Genomic DNA, 18,451 nt, shown 5'->3' with positions numbered 1-18,451 from the left:
GTTAATTTTTGCCGTTAAACGATTCTGAAGTTGAGTTGTTGTTTTTCAAAGGAATAAGGACCTTTTTAAGAGTTAAAAATACAATTATTAAATCCAATAATATATTTTTATTTTCAATATACCATAAATCATATTCAAATTTTTTCCCCCAAGAATTAATGTTTTCTTTGTTGACTTGAGCCCAACCTGTCATGCCAGGTTTGACTTCGTGACGTCTTTTTTGGGTTTCATTATACAATGGTAAATATTCAGGTAATAAAGGTCTTGGTCCTACAATACTCATGTCACCACGAATTACATTTAAAAGTTGTGGAATTTCATCTAATGAAATTCTTCGAGCAAAACAACCCCATTTTGTCAATCTTTTGCTATCGGGAAGTAAGTTTCCATTAGTATCTTTTTGATTGGTCATTGTTTTGAACTTAATAATGTGAAATATTTTGCCATTTTTTCCAGGTCGTTTTTGAATAAAAAAAGGTTCTCCATCATTTGCAACAAAAAGAATTATTGTAATAATTACAAATAGTGGAGCCAATACTACTAGGTTTATAGTCGCAATTATAAGATCTAAAAATCTTTTCAACAAACTAGGATACATGGCTTTCTAAATTTTTATATTCAGCTAAAAGTGCTTCCCAAACAAGAATTTGTTCAAAACGGGAAAGGATCATTGGTCTTGCATTATGTTTTAAATGAGATCGAAAAGATGGGTCAAGTATTACTTTTTTCATTGCAGTAAATAGAGCCTCTGTATCTTTTGGTGGAATTAGAATTCCGTTTTTTTGATCTTCAATTATCTCGTTGCAACCATTTATATCGCTAGCAATTGTTGGTAATCCCATGGCTCCAGCTTCCAAAATTGCATTAGGGAAACCTTCGCGATAACTAGGGAAAACAAGAACATCCGAAACAGCATAATAGGGGCGAACATCATTTTGAAAAGGCACATAAATTACTTGAGCATTGTTTTTTATTTCGGATAGCGTATCTTTTTGGAGTGGGTCTAAATTTGTTTCGAAAAAACCAACGAGTAACAATTTTGTATTTTTAAACTCCATAGCAATTTTTCGGAAAACCAGTAATAATTCATTGATTCCTTTATCGCCTGTTAATCGGCCAACGTATATAAAAACAAAATCAGTAGGAGCTATGCCTAAATTTTTTTTTAAATGTAGTTGATCTTCATTAGAAACTATTTCGGGATTGAAATTTTGAGTGTTTATTCCGTTGGAGCTTCCATTTGCAATAATTTTTATTTTTTCGGGTTTGCAAAAATCTTCTTGGGTAATTATGTTTTTTAATCCATTGGAATTAGGATATATTTTGGACGCGCAGGCGTATGTTGTTTTTTCGACAAGCTTCAAAAGTTTTCGTTTATTTCCTTTCGTTTCTAATAAAGGCAAACCGGCAACGGTGTGCAATCGATGCGGAACTCCTGCCAATTTAGAGGCGATCATCCCTATGGTTCCTGCTTTTGGAGTATGGGTATGCACGATCAAGGGTTGTTCTTTTCTAAAATAGCGATACAGTTTCCATAACGCTTTTAAGTCTTGCCAAGGGGTGATTTTCCGAGTCATTTCAACGGGATAAACAGATACCTCTTGTAATTTTCCAACTCGTTCCAAGTTTTCTTTATCCGATGAAATAGCTTTCACATCATAATAATCCTTCATGAAAAATAACTGATTTTCTAGTAGTTTTTCAATAGAAATAGGAATAGTAGTTATGCGGATGAGTTTTTCCATTATTGAAGTTCTTTTTCAATAGAAGCAATAAAATTGTCTATGGATTTTTCGTCTAGAAAAGATTTAAAAAGAATATTATTTTTTGAATGATCTTCTTTCAAAGATTTTAGGATAGTATTGCTCAAACTTTTTGAATCTTCGATATTAGCAATTTCTATCCCTGGAATGGTTTCAATTTCGGCAGTACATTTTGTTGAAACTACACAATTGTTTTGCGAGATCATTTGTAATAATACATTTGGAAATCCTTCAATTCGGGATGAAACCACACACACTTTTGCTATTTTAAAATAGGCATACACATTTGAAACTTGTCCTTTTAAAATGACCTTTTTTTCTAAGTCCAGTTCTTTTATTAGACGTTCTAAATTTTGTTTTTCTTTGCCTTCACCTAAAATAATCAATTGGTATGTAGGATGGATTTTTAGTATTTCTTTAAACGCTTCAATCAAAATGTCAAATCCTTTTTCGGGTATTAATCTTCCAGCACCAACGATGAATGGAAAATCGGCAACAACATCTTCAGTTGATTTTGTTAAATTTAAATTTATTGGATTCGCTATTACTTTTATATTGATTTGCTTATCGATCCAAGGTAAATTTGCAATCAAATTTTGCTTCATTTCTTGAGTTTGGCAAATTAATAGATCAAGATTTGGATAACCCAATTGGTACATTTTTTTATATAAAAACAATTTAAATCCATTAAATCTTTCAAATATTCGAGTAGATTCTCTTCCTATAAAATGATTTTTTTGAAGGAATCCCAAACGAATAAAAACCCCAACCAAACCTGTAACAAAGACGTGAGAAGTAAATATTAAATCATATTTTTTTTTTGGTTTTAGCAAAAGGTGCCATGCATAATATATAGCTCCCAAATACTCAGAATTTGTTTTTTGGTATTTTAATTTAATTGATCGGTTATCTGTTTTCCATTCTTCATTTGATTTTTTTTTCAAAAATTGTACTTCTACAAGTGCTTCTGTATAATGATTCGCCATCATTTTTAAGATTTGCTCTGCACCTCCTAATGTATCATTGGGAATAACGAGAAGTATTTTTTTCATTTATAGGGAAATGATTTTATTTGTTTTTAATCTAATATAACCATTCAATACTAACCCAAATGGGAATGCTAATGCAATTAAAATTGGACTTTTTGTTTGTTTCAAAAAGTGAATATCTTTAGCGAAAAGCGAACAAGAAATCAGATGGACCATATTCTTAAATCGTTCTGTGCTATTTTTACTTAATTGTATTTTAAGTACACGGTGTAGGGCAAAACCCTTTGGATTATTACGATACTGGTTTAATATATTCAATGTAGAGCCATCTATTTTATATTCTACAATTACTAAAGCTTTATTTATTGGTTTTAGCAAATAGTCTTGGTCAATTAATCGATACAAATATCCTAGTGGAACAAATTTTTCCCCTTTAAAGGTAGGATAAGGAAAGTATTTTTTGATAATATCGGTTTGGTACACTATTTTTTTATCTCCTTTTACACCATGTTTATGATATATTTCAGAAATGGTGCTTTGGGTAATAGATTCTGGAAATCGAGTGCCAATTACTTTTCCTTTTTTATCTATATCTAATCCTACAATTCCTGCAATTTTGGAATCTGTTTCTGGTAGGTTTTTAAGTATGACTTCTACCGCATTATCAGTCATATAATCATCAGAATCTATACTAACGTTCCAAGGTGTTTTAATATAAGAATAAGCGGTATTATGTGCTGCATGCATGCCTTGGTTTTCTTGATAGAAATATTGAATTTCTATTTTGTTTTCTTTAATCCACGATTGTACTAGCAATTGTGTATCATCGGTAGACCCATCATCAATTATCATCCAAATGAAACTAGAATTGGTTTGTCTGACCAAACTTTCATATACCTGATTTAAACAATACCCTCTGTTGTATGTTGCTGTAAAAACGGTCAGTAATTTCATTTTGATACAGATAGGAATAAATCTTCATATTGCCTTAAAATCTTTTTTTTGTCAAATTTTGTAGCAACGCTGCTTAGCACATCTTCTGTTTTTATATTTTGGATAAGATCTAAATTATTTAAAAGTGAAAGTAGTTCTTCTTCATTTTTTACCATAAAACCATTGATTCCATTTTGAATGATTTCTTTGGTTCCGCCTGCTACTTCAAATGTTATAACTGGAGTGCCAACAGAACAACTTTCCAGTAAAGCATTTGGAAAACCTTCAACATACGATCCTTGCAAAAAGAAATCGTGTTGCTGTAGTTCGCTTAAAACGTTTTGTGTAAAAGGTATTAACCGAACCTTTTTGCTTAAATTTAATCGGTTGATTTCGTCTTCAACAATCAGGCATTCTTTTGCTAACCCAGATCCTATAATGGTATAAAGAAAATCATATTGCAGTTGTGACAACACTTTTAAAAGCCTTAAATGCCCTTTTATCCAACTCATCCTTCCTACGGTTATAAACTTTATTTTGTCTGATTCTGTTTTGGGCCTTCTGGTTTTGATCTCATTAATAATTGGGTTGTTGATCACCGTAATTTTAGATGAATTTATGTTTAACTTTTGAATTAAATCGGTCTTCATATCGGTACTTTGGCAAATAATGGCATCCAAAAAAGGGTACGATTGTTTCATTAGAAAAAATAAAAAACGATTCTTTTCTTGAGGAAAATCATTTACTGTTGAAACGATGTTGGTTTCTCGGACTATGAATTTTATATTAGAAAATAATAGGCTAAAAATCCCCAAAGTGCTATTAATATGCCCAGAAGAACCAAAAACAATATTCGGTTTTTCGCTTTTAATCATTTGTAACAACAAAGGAATGGCTTTGAAATACCTGGATTTGTTTAAAAAAGAAATATCTATATTTTGTATATCATAAACGACATCTTTTTTAAAACCAACTACAATAAGTTTTGCTTCAAATAGTTTTGGATTTAGATTCTCTGTCAAAAAAGCAGTGATTCGTTCTGCTCCACCTGCTTTTAAACTGGGTATAATAAATACTATTTTTTTTCTATCCATTATTTTTAAAATAACCAAATTCCTGATACCATTTGGATAACACATAAACACGCCAGATATAGGAAGAATAATCCTGTTTTCCCGCTAAATGACTTTGGAACATTTTTTTGAATTTTGAAACATTCAAATTGGGAACTTGATTCAGAAACGAATCCGATAAATTTTGAGTAAACTCTTCTTTTAATTCATTGCGAATCCACGAATCCATTGGGACTGAGAAACCTTTTTTGGGCTGATTAAATACAGCTTCTGGAATGTACTCTTTCAATATGTCTCTTAATATTCTTTTTTTTCTTCCTTTTTCGTAACGGAACGATACAGGCAACGTTCTGGCAAATTCCACAATTCTATAATCCAAAAAGGGACTCCGAATTTCTACCGAATAGGCCATACTGGCTCTGTCTACTTTTACATTACTATCATTCTCCAACCATAATTTAATGTTCAAGTCGGCTGTGGCTTGATGCAAATTTCCGGTCCCTTTTTTAAAGCCATCATAATGAGACAACCAATCCAAATTCCGATTTAGTAAAAGCGAATTATAACCCACAAATACCCCAGCAATAAAATCATACTTGGATTTTGTTTTTAAAATTCTTTTTAAAGGTTCCGTTCTTTTACCTAAACTATTAAAAAGCAATAGGTGGCTTATCAAAAAGCGAATACTATATGGAATTTTTAAAAGTATTTTAAATTTGGAAACCCAGTCAAAATGATTGTATCCCAAAAAGCTTTCATCACCTCCGTCACCAGATAAAGCCATTGTTACATATTGTTTTGCCGTTTTATTCAATAACAAAGATGGCAAAGCAGAACTGTCTCCAAAAGGTTCATCATAGACATAAACCAGCTTAGGGATTAGTTTTATAATATCTTCTGGCTTACAAATGGTTTCAATATGTTTGGATTGAATTATTGATGCAAATTGTTTGGCAATTTTGCTTTCATCGTATTTTGGGTCTTCGAAACCTATTGTAAAAGTATGAATAGGTTCATCAGATATTTTTGAAGCAATACTTGAAACGAGAGCCGAATCGATTCCGCCAGAAAGGAAAGTGCCAAAAGGAACATCGGCTTGTAATCTTATTTTTATGGCATCTTGCAAAAGTGTATGTAGTTTTTCTTTGGCTTCGTCATACGTTAATTTCGAAATTTTGACAGGTTCCAGATCCCAATATTTTGAAATTGCATAACTTTTTGTATTTAAATCAATTTCCAGATTGTTCCCCGGAGGGAGTTTGTGTACGTCTTTAAAAATAGTAAACGGACTTGGGATATAAGTACAATCCAGATACATAGAAATGGCGCTTTCATTCAGCTTTTTGTTTTGACAAATGGGGCGTAACTGACTGCAAATTTCAAATTCTCCGTTATACCAAGAATAATAAAAAGGTTTTACACCCAGTCGATCTCGAGAACAAAATAGTTTGTTTGTTGTAGCATTGTAAATTGCAAAAGCAAACATTCCGTTCAATTTTGGGACAATTTTTTCACCCCATTGTTTGTATCCTTTTAATAAGACTTCAGTATCTCCAGTGGTTTGAAACGAGTGCCCTAAAGCAATTAATTCTGCTTTTATTGCTTTATAATTGTATATTTCGCCATTATAAACAATGGTTAATTCTTCAAAACACATCGGTTGATTCGAACGTACATCAAGATCAACAATTGCCAAACGCAAATGGCCAAAAATCAAATCCCCCGTTTTTTTTATCCCAGTTGAATCAGGACCTCTAAACTGAATTGTTTCTATTTTTGTTTGAACTTCTTCTATTGAAAAAGGGATGTTTGTGATGTAAATTCCGCACATATTATATTTTGTTTTTAATATGTTACGGATTCAAGAGCTCTAAATTCTTCACTTTTTTTCATTTGGATTTGTTGATACAACCAAATTGAAATCGTTAATAAAATATAATTGTTAAAAAAATTATGAGTGGTGAGCATATAAATAAATAAAGAAAAGGAAACCAACAAAAGCGTATGGTCTTCTTTAAAATAATGTATCCCACTAACTACAAAACCACCGTAAATCCATAAAAAATATAAAAAAACAAAGATTCCAGATTCGCCAATTATTAAAAGCGGTGTATTATGAACGCCTTCTATTCCATAGGCTTTGTCATCTTCACCATACGTTTTTCCGCTAAAACTCAAATATCCATTTCCAAAAAAAGGATTATTAATTATTCGATCATAGTATTTAGCCCAAGTTTCCGTTCTCGAATTTTCGGCTAGGTCTTGACTTATTTTTCCATCGAGTATGGTAGCAAATGCCTCAAGACGTTTTGTATTAAAATCAAATTTATTTCCAAAAGAAACAAATAGACTAATTAAAAGAAGGCCTAAAATTATTTTATAAGAGTTCTTGTAGCTTATGGATAATGAAAGGATGTTTACTAGCACCCAAAGCAATAAAAAGGTTCTTGAAAATGTTACAAATCCAGCAAAGGTGAACAAAATTTGGCCTATTATTCTACTTTTTTTATTGGAAATAGAAAAACTAAAACAATATCCTAGGATGCAGATACAGCCTGCAAAATTAGGATTCAGGTACAAACCACTATATCGACCTCCAATGTCAATCACAAAAATGGATTCGTATATAATGCTTAATGCTCCCAAAAATAAAAAGTAAAATATTTCATTTTTGGTGACGTCTTTAATTGCACTTGCACCCATTATTACAAATATTAAATATTTTATAAAAGTGGTTATGAATCCCTCCGAATTTTGAGAATCAACTACAATCGAAATTAAAAAATATAATAGCCCTAAGGTCACTAAAGGAACTATTGGCGTTTCTTTTTTATTAAAAAAATAGATAATTAGCAGCAAAAATAGACCGTAACTTAAAACAGCTCCTGTTGTTGCATCTACATGTACTAATGAAAAACTGGGTAAATTGCCAAAGAGCAATGCTAGAATAATTATTTTTAGATACTTCATTGTACAGACTCTTTTTTGTGTTGATGTCTAACACACAAAAACAATACGATAAAATTAATACTATAGACAAGCGTTGTGGCAATTGCCAAACCGTATATGGCAAACTTTTTTGCCAAAAAATAATTAAGAGTTACACTCAAAATGAAATTAATTACGGAAGCATAAAACATATAGCTGTTTTTATTAATGCTAGTAAGGAATTTAATAATGATAATCGAAGCTATGTAAAACGGGATATAAATTAAAACTATTTTCTGAATATGAGAAACCACCTCAGTGTTTTGAGCGGTAAAGTTTCCTCTTTCGAATAAAAATGAAATAATTGCATCTGAACATAAAAATAAAATTCCGGCAATTAATAGGGAAACAACAAAAGTAATAGTCAAGGTTTGATATAAAACCCTGTAAGCTTTGGCTCTGTTTTCTTGAACCAGGGTTGAAAAATAGGGCAAAACAACATTTCCTGTTGAAAGCACTAGGATTGTAGCGAGAAATGATGGAATCTTCATCCCATAATTAAAGGAGGCAATAGAACCAATCGCTAATTGAGCTGCAAAAAATTGATTGACAAAACCTGTTGATCCTGTCAAAAAACCAGAACCTATTTTTGACGGCAGTTGTTTGTATACCATTTGAATGTTAAAGGATTTGAAATTTGGTTTTGCAATTTGCACTGTTTTTTTATAAAATGAAACCAGTAAAATATAAATCAATTCTATAATGCTACCCACTAATGTTCCAATAGCCAAAAGGGAGTAACTCATTTGGTTTTTTAAAAAAAACAAGCAAACCAAAATGACAATTGAAGTGAATACGGCAGAAATAGCCGAATAGCCAAAGAATCCTTTTGTTTCTAAGATGCCACTAAATAAAGATGAAAATGACCAAAAAATAACGCAGGGCAAAATGATATAAAACTGTGATCGAATGAGTTGGTAATACTGTAAATTATGATTTTTAAAAACGGATTCGAGAAATATATCCGTACAAAAGTAGGATATAAGCATAAGTAGTATTCCCAGCCCAAAAGTAATAATAATACAAGCACTTAAGAATGATGCTATTGTTGTTGTAGTTCTGGTTTCTGCAATATAATTTGGAATAAACACGTTTTGAAAAGAGCTCATAAAAACAGTGTTAATAAATCCTGGTATTAATAGTGCAATCAAAAAAGTGTCCACTATTTCTGAAAGACCAAAATGGCTTCCAATTTCCATTTCTTTATAAAATCCAATACCCTTTACTAAAATAGTTACAAATCCAATAGTGATGATATTTATCAAAATTGGGTTTTTAAGAAAGTATAATAGAGATCTCTTTTTCAAAATAATACCATTCATCTAAAATGTATTATGTAGACTATACCATTATTGATTCCCATTTTTTATAGATCTCATCTGAGTTGTATTTTAGCGTTGATTGAATTGCATTTTGGCTAAATTTCAAACGTAACACTTCATTTTCCATTAATTCCATCATTTGTTTCTCCAATTGTTTCTGATTGTTAACTTCAAACAAAAAACCATTTTCGTTGTGTTTAATTATTTCAGAGGGGCCCGAATTACAATCTGAAGCTATACAAGGAATACCGAATGACATTGCTTCCAATAAAACATTAGGAAAACCTTCGGATTCAGAGGTAAATACAAATAATTTAGCATTGTTGTAATATTTCTCTATATTGGGTACTGTTTCAATAAAATTGACCTTATTTGCTATGCCTAAATTTTTAGCTAATATTTGACATTCTATTTTTAAATCACCTTCACCTACAAATATTAGTTTCCAATTTTTTGTATTCAAATTAGCAAAAGCTTCCAAAAGGAGTTTCTGATTTTTATTGGCATCTAATCGGCCAACATTCAAAATTACATTCTCTCTTTTTCCATATTCTTCACGTCTTGAAATTAAATTTTTATCAAGTGGATTCGGAATTACCTGAATTTTATGAGCTTTTAATATATGTTGAAAGTGGTTTTTTGAATAAGAAGTTTGAACAATAAGTGTTTTAGTAAAAGGATAAAGGATTCGGATGCAAATTTTTCTTAAATAGGAAAGTTGATATATCTCGGGATTGTTTCTTTCGCTGATATAGGAATTTGATTTATGAAAAAAACTACTTAAAATTGCTAGAATATTTCCAGTTGTTGTAAATCCAATAAGTATATCAATATGATTTTGTTTTACAGTTTTAATTATTTTTTTTAAATAAATAAAATTACTTTTTAGTGCAATTAACCAATTCTTACTTGGAATATATGTTTCTTTTAAAAATTGAATTTGAATACGAGAATCAATGGTAAATGTTATTTTTGTTTTATTCAAAACAAATAAAAATACTTCATTTTCATGTACAAATTTATGGGCAAGTGTGACAGCAACTCGCTCGGCACCTCCTGCTTCTAAACAAGGAATTACGAAAGCTATTTTTTTCTTTTTTACCATGAAAAGCAATTTATTAAAAGGAAAATAGTTAAATCTCTAGTTTAACTAATCTTGAGAATCTACAAGTCACATCTCACAGCTTCGCATTTCCAACTCCCATTTTTAGATTAAAATTGAGAAGCTTGAAAAGTCAAAATTTAGGCTAAATATCTGATAATGATTGATTAAAAGTATAAAAAAAACTTCAAAGTTGGTTTGAAAACATAAAAAAACGCCTTTTGAATCGTTCAAAAGACGCATTTTATAGATTAATGGAAATGTAATTGTTTAGTGTTTGAGGAATATAATTTAGTAACCAGCTCTTGTACTCTTTTTTAGCTTTTAAGAATTCTTGAACTATATAAAATAGTAAAATTTAGAAAGGCATTATATTTCTCAATATAAAAGGTAATAGAATAAAATAATCACTTTTTATTAGTATTAATTTATTCAATTTTTTTATTTCTTGTAAATTGAATAAATGGTACTAATTGTTTTCTCGTCAAGTAGATCATTCACTTCTGTTTGTATATAATGCAATTTGAAAGCAGAAATAGCAGCCGAAAGATTTTTGGTATTATAGCCAATTATTTGCAAACCTTGTTCGGCATTAAAATCGCTAGGAGGGCAAGGTAAAATGTCGTCTGGCCAAAGTCCAAATCCATTCAAGGCCAAAAGTTTCCAAGGAAAAAACTTAGATGGGTCAACTTTTCTAGTTGGCGCAATATCAGAATGCCCAAGGATATTTTGTGTCGGAATGTTATAATCTTTTTTTAATTTGGTCAATAAAGCCAATAAAGTATTGATTTGATTATCCGAAAAAGGTTCGTTACCATTATTATCTAATTCAATTCCAATTGAACTCGAATTGATATCGGTATCTTTCCCCCATGAACTATTTCCTGCATGCCAAGCTCTTAGGTAATCATTTAGCATATGAATCACTTTGCCATCTCTTGCAATCACATAATGGGCGCTAACATTAGTCTTTTTTAAAGTAAAAGTTTTTAAAGTTTGTTGTATCGAATCTTGTGCAGTATGATGTATGATTATAAAATTTGGCTTTCTTAAATTGAAATTTACAGTGCCTACCCATTCAGACACTATTCCGTTATTTAATATATTTGAATCTGTTTTAGAAATGGTGTCTTTAAAATTTAACAATTGGCTTTTATACCTATAGGCAACACTGTCAATTACTACAAAAGCTTCGTTTTTTAAAGCAATTGGTTCTTTTGCAGAAATGGTTTCTTTTAAATTGTTAATCTGTGCATTGTATTCTTTTTCTGTAGCTTTATGTGGGTTTTTTGTAGCACACGAAGCAACAATGAGTAATAGAATGAAGTAATAAAAGTAATTTTTCATGGTTGAAATTTCAATATGATTTTATGACTAATTCGTTAATGTTTTTGTGCCTCTATTTTACTTTTTCTTTCTTCACTTAAGATTTGAAATTTTTCTTTTTGTTCTTTATTCAAAATTTGCTTTACTTCCAATTCAGTCATTTCAGCTAAAACTTTAAACTCATTTGCTTTATCCTCATCACTGTTTTCTTTTTTTAGTAAAGCATCTTGCTTTTTCAATGATTTGGTATAAACATTAGTAATGACAACTTCTTGAAGAGCATCTAAATTAAGTTCTTTTTTATAAAATGCTACAATTTTTGCAGCAGTTACTTCTGCAGGAATTGGTTTTGGAGCACTCTGTTGTTGACTGCTTTGTCCCATTTGACTCATTTGGTTGGATCTCCCATAACCGTTATTGCCGTATCCGTTACCCCCATATCCATTACCATATTGAGCCGAAACCCTATTTGCAGATAAAAGTAAAAATCCTATAAAAAGCACTGTTTTAAATGTGTTCATAAAAGTAATTTTTGAAAAATTAAAAATCTAATTTCTAACCTCTAAACCGGTTCTCCGTATAAGTCAAATTCTGTTGCTTCAGTAATTTTGATCATCGCAAATTCACCCGTTTTTACATAGTGTTTTGTAGCATCAATCAATACTTCGTTGTCTACATCTGGACTGTCAAATTCAGTTCTGCCCACAAAATGGCCTCCTTCTTTTCTGTCAATAATACATTTAAAAGTTTTGCCTACTTTCTCTTGGTTCAAATCCCATGAAATTTGAGATTGTAATTCCATAATTTCGTTGGCACGTTCTTGTTTTACTGCATCTGGAACATCATCATCTAGTAAATAAGCATGCGTATTTTCTTCATGAGAATAGGCAAAACAACCCATTCGGTCAAATTTCATTTCTTGAACAAATTCTTTCAAAATGTTGAAATCTTCCTGAGTTTCTCCAGGATAACCCACAATCAAAGTCGTACGAATAGCCATTCCAGGAACCGCTGCTCTAAAGTCTTTTAATAATTGAGTGGTTTTTTCTTGAGTAGTTCCACGACGCATTGATTTTAAAATAGAATCCGAGATGTGTTGCAACGGAATATCAATATAATTACAAATCTTAGGTTCACGTTTCATGATCTCAAGCACATCCATCGGGAAACCAGTAGGGAAGGCGTAGTGCAAACGAATCCACTCAATTCCTTCTACTTTTACCAAGGCTTCCAACAATTCGCCCAGAGCTCTTTTTTTATACAAATCAAGACCATAATACGTCAAATCTTGCGCAATCAAGATCAATTCTTTTACACCATTTTTGGCCAATCCTTCTGATTCTTTCACCAGTTTTTCAATGGTTTGCGAAACATTTTTTCCTCGCATTAACGGAATGGCACAAAAACTACAAGGTCTATCACAACCCTCAGAAATTTTTAAGTAAGCATAGTTTTTTGGAGTCGTAGTCAATCGTTCTCCCAATAATTCGTGCTTGTAATCGGCACCCAAAGCTTTCAATAAAGCAGGCAATTCGGTAGTTCCAAAATACTGATCCACATTTGGAATCTCTTTTTCCAAATCCGGGCGGTATCTTTCAGACAAGCAACCCGTAACAAAAACTTTATCAACAAGACCTCTCTCTTTTTTGTCAGCATATTCCAGTATCATATTTACCGATTCTGCTTTGGCATTATCAATAAATCCACAGGTATTAATCACAATAATATTTCCTTCATCTTCGGCTTTGGCTTCGTGAGTCACATCTTTTCCGCTCGCTCGGAGCTGACCCATTAACACTTCACTGTCATATACATTCTTGGAACACCCAAGAGTGATCACATTTATTTTGTTCTTTTTTAAAGACTTCGTTCTCATAGTATTACATTCCCGATAATTTAGGAATTTTGCAAAATTACAATTTTTTACCCAAACCCTATCTGTTTCCTTTTCAAAAAGCCTCGTTTTGTTTGCATAAAAGTGATTTGGAGCAGAACATTTGATGTATCCAAGACCATTGGTCCCGCTGTCCTTCCAATCTTTTGTAAACTTTGTCAAAGTTCAAAACTTTGACAAAGTTTACAAAAGGATTTTCCCTCCCATCGGGGCTAGGCGAGATGTTTGGTTTTTTTTAACAAATAAGCAAAGCAATAAAAGGGTTGACATTTTTGAAAAATATTTCAACTAATGCTTTTTTTGCCAGTAAATTTCTAATGCAGATACTGGGTTTAAGAAACCAAAAGTTGTGGATTTGCAATCAATGTCTTGTATAGCGCATGAGGGATGGGAGCCAATGTCATTAAGTTAAGGGTTTCTCACTACGCTTTTTCAAAATATAACTCTCGCAAAGACACGAAGACGTCAAGAAATTGGCTCTTAACTTTGCGCCTTTGCGTCTTGGCGAGAAAAAAAAGCCAAACTTAATGATGTTAAGATGGAAACTAGTTACCGAAGTAATACCATTACTGTTTATAAAATAGTCTAAAGATGCGATTTTATTTTTTTTCAAGACAACGAAAAAAATCATTGCATTCCCGATAGCTATCGGTATTACTCTGGAATTATTTTTTTGAGAAAGTATTGGAGAATAAGCAGTTTGAAAAATTGGCCACTTTTACAAATGTGGTCTTGCCTAAATCATTTTTAGAATAACAAAAACCACTTCCGAAAGATTTCAAAAGTGGTTTTTATAATATATTAGGAGTACCTATTTTTACATTTCAAATGATACGGTCATATTGAAATTGTTTTTATTGCTGTTAATTCTAGCTTTTTCTGTAAATCCTTGAGAGAAAAATTGCTCTTGTCCTGTATTATGTATGTTGACATATGAAAAGTCAAGCTTAATAGCACCAAAACTATATCCTAAACCTCCCGAAAAACTATTTAAATCTCCTATTGTTGTTGCGTTTTTGTAAGGGCTTCCCTCAAAACGATATCCGCCTCTTAATCTAAAATTTTCTATTTTATATTCCGCACCAATTCTTACTTCGCTTGAAGAGCCTAATTCATTTTGGATGATTCTATTTTGTAATCTGAAAAAAGGATCGTTTTGTGGGCTGTATTGAGTGTTGCTGTAATCTTTATACTTATAATCAATACTAATCAGTCCTGTTTTACCAAAAACATATGCAAAGCTTCCAGTCAAACTTCCTGGAGTACGCAAATCATAAGGAGCGTAAACATTGATTACATTTGGATCCACAATATTTGAAAGACTCACATTAGTTGAGTTAGTTCTTACTGAGGATAATCTTTGTGAAAATTCATCTTGTAAATTATACCAAGTTGGTGATTCGTAAGCAAATCCTAATCGTATGGTTTCAGTAGCTTTAATTATTGTTCCAAATTGAAATGAAAATCCCGAACCATACGTATGAAGATTATTGGTAAAGTTTAAACTTTTTACCCTGTAATTGATGTCTTCTGTATTGTTGTTAGATTCAAAGAAGTTCGTAGTTTGTACATAATCAGTAAAATGAGAGTTTAAGTTAAGTCCAAAAAAGACTTTGTTCTTATATTGTAATGCGGAGTTGAATACTAGTTTTCCATTGTAACCACTCGATACAACAGTGTTTTCTTGATAATAGTATCCTCCCGAGCGAACGTTTGAAATGTACTTACTATTTGGGTTGTTTAAATCTTCAGCATCTATAATAAATCCCTGATCGTAATAGCCTATCATAGCTTGTTGTGCATCAAATCCAGATAAGTTTTGGTATTGTTTGTTCGGAAGTTCGGTTCCTAAAAAATAATATAAATCATTTATGGATTCTCCAACTTGTCGGGTTACAAATTCTAGTGGTACAGGAGTCCCATTATTCCCAGTATTAGCATAACTTAAAAAATAATTACCTACAGAATGTATAGGACTCGTTCCTGCAGAAAATAAGGAGTTATCATAATTGTTGGTGTTTTCATAGTTTATGGATAAACTAAATTTTCTCCAATCATCATTTGGGTTTCTGTTTTTAAACACAAAAACACCTCCAGCTTGATTGAGATCAAATGAATTATCACTTGTTGAAGTCGAAGTCCCAAAATAAGTGGATTTATTTTTGGTATTATGATTTCCTAATGTGGCGGCAAATTGATTGTTATTGAAAACAGCAGATCCAGCTGGATTCACTTTTATTGCTGATAAATCACCTCCAAGTGCTCCAAAAGCACCACTCATAGCGGTAAAACGAGCCGTACCTTGCAATTCACTTTGGGAATAACGCATTGCGTCTTTGATTTCCTGTGCATGTGAAGTTGCAAATAGTAGCCCAACTACTAATTGTAATAATAGGTTTTTTTTCATTGGTTTAAGCTTAGGGTTAGTTGTTTATAGTTGAGCTATTTTATCGTCTACCTCCAGATGACCTTCCACTGCCACCACCACTAGACATTCTACTGCTGCTACCTGATGACATACTGCTACCGCTACTTCTATAGGTAGTATTACTTGGGCTGTAATTAGAATTAGAACGTTGGTAGTTTTGCCCCGAAGAGTTGGATCTATTTTGATTATAAGTACTTCTAGATTCGTTGGTATTGTAATTCCTAGTTGAAGTCGCGTTATTACGGTTTGTAAATGTAGGAGACGTTCTATTTAAGGTAGTACTGTTGTAATTTCTTGTGTAGGAATTGTTTCTGGTATAAGAACTGTTTCGATTAGTATTTCCATTTCTAGTGTAGGATCCATTTCTGGTGTAAGACCTGTTTCTTGAATAGTTATTGTTCATGGAGTTACTGTAAATTCCACCATAAGAGGAACCTCTTCTGCTGTAATTATAGGAATAAGAAGCTCCGTAACCATAACTTGGATAACCCCAACCGTAGCCTGGATAACCCCAACCGTAACCTGGATAACCCCAGCCATAAACAGGGTATCCCCAACCATAACCATAATAAGGATTTCCAAATCCAAAACCGTAATACGGATTGTTCCAACCAAACCCTACGGACCAGTAGTTGTTTGGGTAAACCGTTACTGTAGTTTCTTGAGGAGAACTTCCCCAAGATGCATATCCAGTAGAGGGCGCTTGTATAGAATCGTTCTCGATATCATAATTACTTCCATAGCTGTTTACATCAGTAAATATTTCTCCTGACGTATCAGTACTTTGTAATGAACTAAAATATTCTTTATATTGTACTGATGCTGCATTGGGTTGGTTTTCTTTTATAACAATTTGCTCTCCATTTGTACCATAAATACCATCATTATCATAATAAGAGCTGTTTTGGTAAGAACCACAAGAAGTTACAAGTGCGCTCAATAGTCCTATTAGGAAATAAAGGGGTACTTTCCGTGTAATTAATGCATTTGTTTTCATAATCAGTAGTTTGTTTTATTGTTGGTTAATGCAAATTTAGTTAGTTTTGCGAAATTATTTAGTTAAATTATTTATAAACAAAAATTATGCCAAATTATTCAATATGAGCAAGAACCTTACAACAAGAGCAGAAGATTATTCAAAATGGTACAATGAGTTGGTTGTTAAGGCCGATTTAGCTGAAAATTCAGGGGTTCGGGGCTGTATGGTAATTAAGCCTTATGGCTATGCTATATGGGAAAAAATGCAAGCAGAACTCGATAGGATGTTTAAAGAAACAGGGCATGAAAATGCTTATTTCCCATTGTTTGTTCCTAAAAGTATGTTTGAAGCAGAGGAGAAAAATGCAGAAGGATTTGCAAAAGAATGTGCTATTGTAACGCATTATAGATTGAAAAATGATCCTGACAAACCAGGTAAATTAATGGTTGATCCCAATGCAAAATTGGAAGAAGAATTAATTGTTCGTCCAACCAGTGAAGCAATTATTTGGTCTACTTATAAAGGTTGGGTGCAATCCTACAGAGATTTACCCTTATTAATTAATCAATGGGCTAATGTAGTGCGTTGGGAAATGAGAACTCGTTTGTTCTTGAGAACCGCTGAGTTTTTATGGCAAGAAGGGCATACGGCTCATGCTACCAAAGCTGAAGCAGTAGAAGAATCAGAGAAAATGATGCACGTCTATGCTGATTTTGTTGAGAATTTTATGGCGATACCCGTTATAAAAGGTTTAAAAACAGAAACGGAGCGTTTTGCAGGAGCTGAAGAAACATATTGTATAGAGGCTTTGATGCAAGATGGTAAAGCTTTACAAGCAGGAACCTCCCATTTTTTAGGTCAAAACTTTGCCAAAGCTTTTGATGTGAAATTTGCCAATGCCGAGGGTAAACAAGAACATGTATGGGGAACTTCTTGGGGAGTTTCAACACGATTAATGGGAGCATTGGTCATGACACACTCAGATGATCAAGGATTGGTATTGCCGCCAAATTTAGCTCCGATTCAAGTGGTGATTGTTCCTATTTATAAAAGCGATGAACAATTGGATGCAATTTCGACTGAAGTGGATGTTTTGGTAAAAGCTTTCAAGAAATTAAATATATCAGTTAAATTCGACAATAGAACCACTCAAAAGCCAGGATTCAAATTTGCCGAATGGGAGTTGAAAGGGGTGCCTGTTCGAATTGCAGTAGGTCCAAAAGATTTAGAAAATGGAACTTTTGAAGTGGCAAGAAGAGATACTTTGTCGAAAGAAGTGGTTTTAAAAGAGGGAATTGTGACTTATATCAGCGATTTATTGGAGCAAATTCAAAAAGATTTGTTCGAAAAAGCATTAAACTATAGAAATACCCACATTACCGAGGTAAATAATTTTGATGAGTTTAAAGCTGTTTTGGATGGTGAAGGTGGCTTTGTTTCAGCACATTGGGATGGTACTGCGGCGACTGAAGAGAAGATAAAAGAATTGACCAAAGCAACGATAAGATGCATTCCTTTAGACAGGGTTGAACAAGCGGGAAGCTGTGTGTTTACTGGGAATTCTTCAGTTGGAAGGGTGTTGTTTGCTAAGGCGTATTAAAAAAAAAATATTTTTTTTGCCTCTACTATTGTACTTCTCAAAAATAGTTGTATT

Annotated in this window: 15 protein-coding genes; 1 reads left to right on the top strand and 14 read right to left on the bottom strand. The window is 32.4% G+C overall.

All coding sequences use genetic code 11. The features are described from left to right. Window position 1: 1 nt before the first annotated feature. From OZP06_RS01545 to OZP06_RS01480, 14 genes are all read right to left on the bottom strand, one after another. Window positions 2-598: a sugar transferase gene (locus tag OZP06_RS01545; RefSeq protein WP_269223374.1), complete on the bottom strand. Its 597-nt coding sequence runs from the start codon at window positions 596-598 to the stop codon at window positions 2-4. After that, complete coding sequence (locus OZP06_RS01540; RefSeq protein WP_281324140.1) at window positions 588-1,745, bottom strand: glycosyltransferase family 4 protein; 1,158 nt, start codon at window positions 1,743-1,745, stop codon at window positions 588-590. Before OZP06_RS01540 ends, OZP06_RS01545 begins: the two co-directional genes overlap by 11 nt. Further along, window positions 1,745-2,815 carry a glycosyltransferase gene (locus OZP06_RS01535; RefSeq protein WP_281324139.1) on the bottom strand — a complete coding sequence of 357 codons (1,071 nt, stop codon included), beginning with the start codon at window positions 2,813-2,815 and terminating at the stop codon, window positions 1,745-1,747. Before OZP06_RS01535 ends, OZP06_RS01540 begins: the two co-directional genes overlap by 1 nt. Then, window positions 2,816-3,706 (bottom strand): glycosyltransferase family A protein, encoded by an 891-nt coding sequence (locus OZP06_RS01530; protein ID WP_269223371.1) that lies wholly within the window; start codon window positions 3,704-3,706, stop codon window positions 2,816-2,818. It lies immediately after the preceding gene. After that, window positions 3,703-4,779 carry a glycosyltransferase gene (locus tag OZP06_RS01525; protein WP_281324138.1) on the bottom strand — a complete coding sequence of 359 codons (1,077 nt, stop codon included), beginning with the start codon at window positions 4,777-4,779 and terminating at the stop codon, window positions 3,703-3,705. Before OZP06_RS01525 ends, OZP06_RS01530 begins: the two co-directional genes overlap by 4 nt. Next, window positions 4,772-6,589, bottom strand: a complete 1,818-nt coding sequence (gene asnB / locus OZP06_RS01520) for an asparagine synthase (glutamine-hydrolyzing) (protein ID WP_281324137.1) — start codon at window positions 6,587-6,589, stop codon at window positions 4,772-4,774. Before asnB ends, OZP06_RS01525 begins: the two co-directional genes overlap by 8 nt. A gap of 14 nt (window positions 6,590-6,603) precedes the next feature. After that, a complete protein-coding gene (locus OZP06_RS01515; protein ID WP_281324136.1) occupies window positions 6,604-7,728 on the bottom strand; it encodes an O-antigen ligase family protein in 1,125 nt (374 codons plus the stop codon). Beyond that, complete coding sequence (locus OZP06_RS01510; protein WP_281324135.1) at window positions 7,725-9,011, bottom strand: lipid II flippase MurJ; 1,287 nt, start codon at window positions 9,009-9,011, stop codon at window positions 7,725-7,727. The genes OZP06_RS01515 and OZP06_RS01510 overlap by 4 nt, the downstream gene beginning before the upstream one ends. A gap of 76 nt (window positions 9,012-9,087) precedes the next feature. Then, a complete protein-coding gene (locus OZP06_RS01505; protein ID WP_281239243.1) occupies window positions 9,088-10,173 on the bottom strand; it encodes a glycosyltransferase family 4 protein in 1,086 nt (361 codons plus the stop codon). Window positions 10,174-10,611: 438 nt separating this feature from the next. Beyond that, window positions 10,612-11,517, bottom strand: coding sequence for an N-acetylmuramoyl-L-alanine amidase (locus tag OZP06_RS01500; protein ID WP_269223368.1), 906 nt, complete (start codon window positions 11,515-11,517; stop codon window positions 10,612-10,614). Window positions 11,518-11,552: 35 nt separating this feature from the next. Then, window positions 11,553-12,017, bottom strand: a complete 465-nt coding sequence (locus tag OZP06_RS01495; RefSeq protein WP_269223367.1) for a hypothetical protein — start codon at window positions 12,015-12,017, stop codon at window positions 11,553-11,555. Window positions 12,018-12,058: 41 nt separating this feature from the next. Then, window positions 12,059-13,372, bottom strand: coding sequence for a 30S ribosomal protein S12 methylthiotransferase RimO (gene rimO / locus OZP06_RS01490; protein ID WP_269224531.1), 1,314 nt, complete (start codon window positions 13,370-13,372; stop codon window positions 12,059-12,061). Window positions 13,373-14,207: 835 nt separating this feature from the next. Next, window positions 14,208-15,797: a transporter gene (locus OZP06_RS01485; protein ID WP_269223366.1), complete on the bottom strand. Its 1,590-nt coding sequence runs from the start codon at window positions 15,795-15,797 to the stop codon at window positions 14,208-14,210. A gap of 40 nt (window positions 15,798-15,837) precedes the next feature. Then, window positions 15,838-16,815: a hypothetical protein gene (locus OZP06_RS01480; protein ID WP_269223365.1), complete on the bottom strand. Its 978-nt coding sequence runs from the start codon at window positions 16,813-16,815 to the stop codon at window positions 15,838-15,840. Window positions 16,816-16,918: 103 nt separating this feature from the next. On the opposite strand from OZP06_RS01480, the gene proS reads away from it, so the two are divergent. Beyond that, window positions 16,919-18,397 carry a proline--tRNA ligase gene (gene proS / locus OZP06_RS01475; protein ID WP_269223364.1) on the top strand — a complete coding sequence of 493 codons (1,479 nt, stop codon included), beginning with the start codon at window positions 16,919-16,921 and terminating at the stop codon, window positions 18,395-18,397. The last annotated feature ends 54 nt before the right edge of the window (window positions 18,398-18,451 follow it).

The organism is Flavobacterium sp. IMCC34518 (genome assembly GCF_027111095.2).
Classification (GTDB): Bacteria; Bacteroidota; Bacteroidia; order Flavobacteriales; family Flavobacteriaceae; genus Flavobacterium; species Flavobacterium praedii.
This window is presented reverse-complemented; position numbering and strand designations above follow the sequence as displayed.

Bases quoted from the DNA above. Each gene is read 5' to 3' on its own strand.
- OZP06_RS01545 (WP_269223374.1), bottom strand. From the start codon at position 598: ATGTATCCTAGTTTGTTGAAAAGATTTTTAGATCTTATAATTGCGACT.
- OZP06_RS01540 (WP_281324140.1), bottom strand. From the start codon at position 1,745: ATGGAAAAACTCATCCGCATAACTACTATTCCTATTTCTATTGAAAAA.
- OZP06_RS01535 (WP_281324139.1), bottom strand. From the start codon at position 2,815: ATGAAAAAAATACTTCTCGTTATTCCCAATGATACATTAGGAGGTGCA.
- OZP06_RS01530 (WP_269223371.1), bottom strand. From the start codon at position 3,706: ATGAAATTACTGACCGTTTTTACAGCAACATACAACAGAGGGTATTGT.
- OZP06_RS01525 (WP_281324138.1), bottom strand. From the start codon at position 4,779: ATGGATAGAAAAAAAATAGTATTTATTATACCCAGTTTAAAAGCAGGT.
- asnB (WP_281324137.1), bottom strand. From the start codon at position 6,589: ATGTGCGGAATTTACATCACAAACATCCCTTTTTCAATAGAAGAAGTT.
- OZP06_RS01515 (WP_281324136.1), bottom strand. From the start codon at position 7,728: ATGAAGTATCTAAAAATAATTATTCTAGCATTGCTCTTTGGCAATTTA.
- OZP06_RS01505 (WP_281239243.1), bottom strand. From the start codon at position 10,173: ATGGTAAAAAAGAAAAAAATAGCTTTCGTAATTCCTTGTTTAGAAGCA.
- OZP06_RS01500 (WP_269223368.1), bottom strand. From the start codon at position 11,517: ATGAAAAATTACTTTTATTACTTCATTCTATTACTCATTGTTGCTTCG.
- OZP06_RS01495 (WP_269223367.1), bottom strand. From the start codon at position 12,017: ATGAACACATTTAAAACAGTGCTTTTTATAGGATTTTTACTTTTATCT.
- rimO (WP_269224531.1), bottom strand. From the start codon at position 13,372: ATGAGAACGAAGTCTTTAAAAAAGAACAAAATAAATGTGATCACTCTT.
- OZP06_RS01485 (WP_269223366.1), bottom strand. From the start codon at position 15,797: ATGAAAAAAAACCTATTATTACAATTAGTAGTTGGGCTACTATTTGCA.
- OZP06_RS01480 (WP_269223365.1), bottom strand. From the start codon at position 16,815: ATGAAAACAAATGCATTAATTACACGGAAAGTACCCCTTTATTTCCTA.
- proS (WP_269223364.1), top strand. From the start codon at position 16,919: ATGAGCAAGAACCTTACAACAAGAGCAGAAGATTATTCAAAATGGTAC.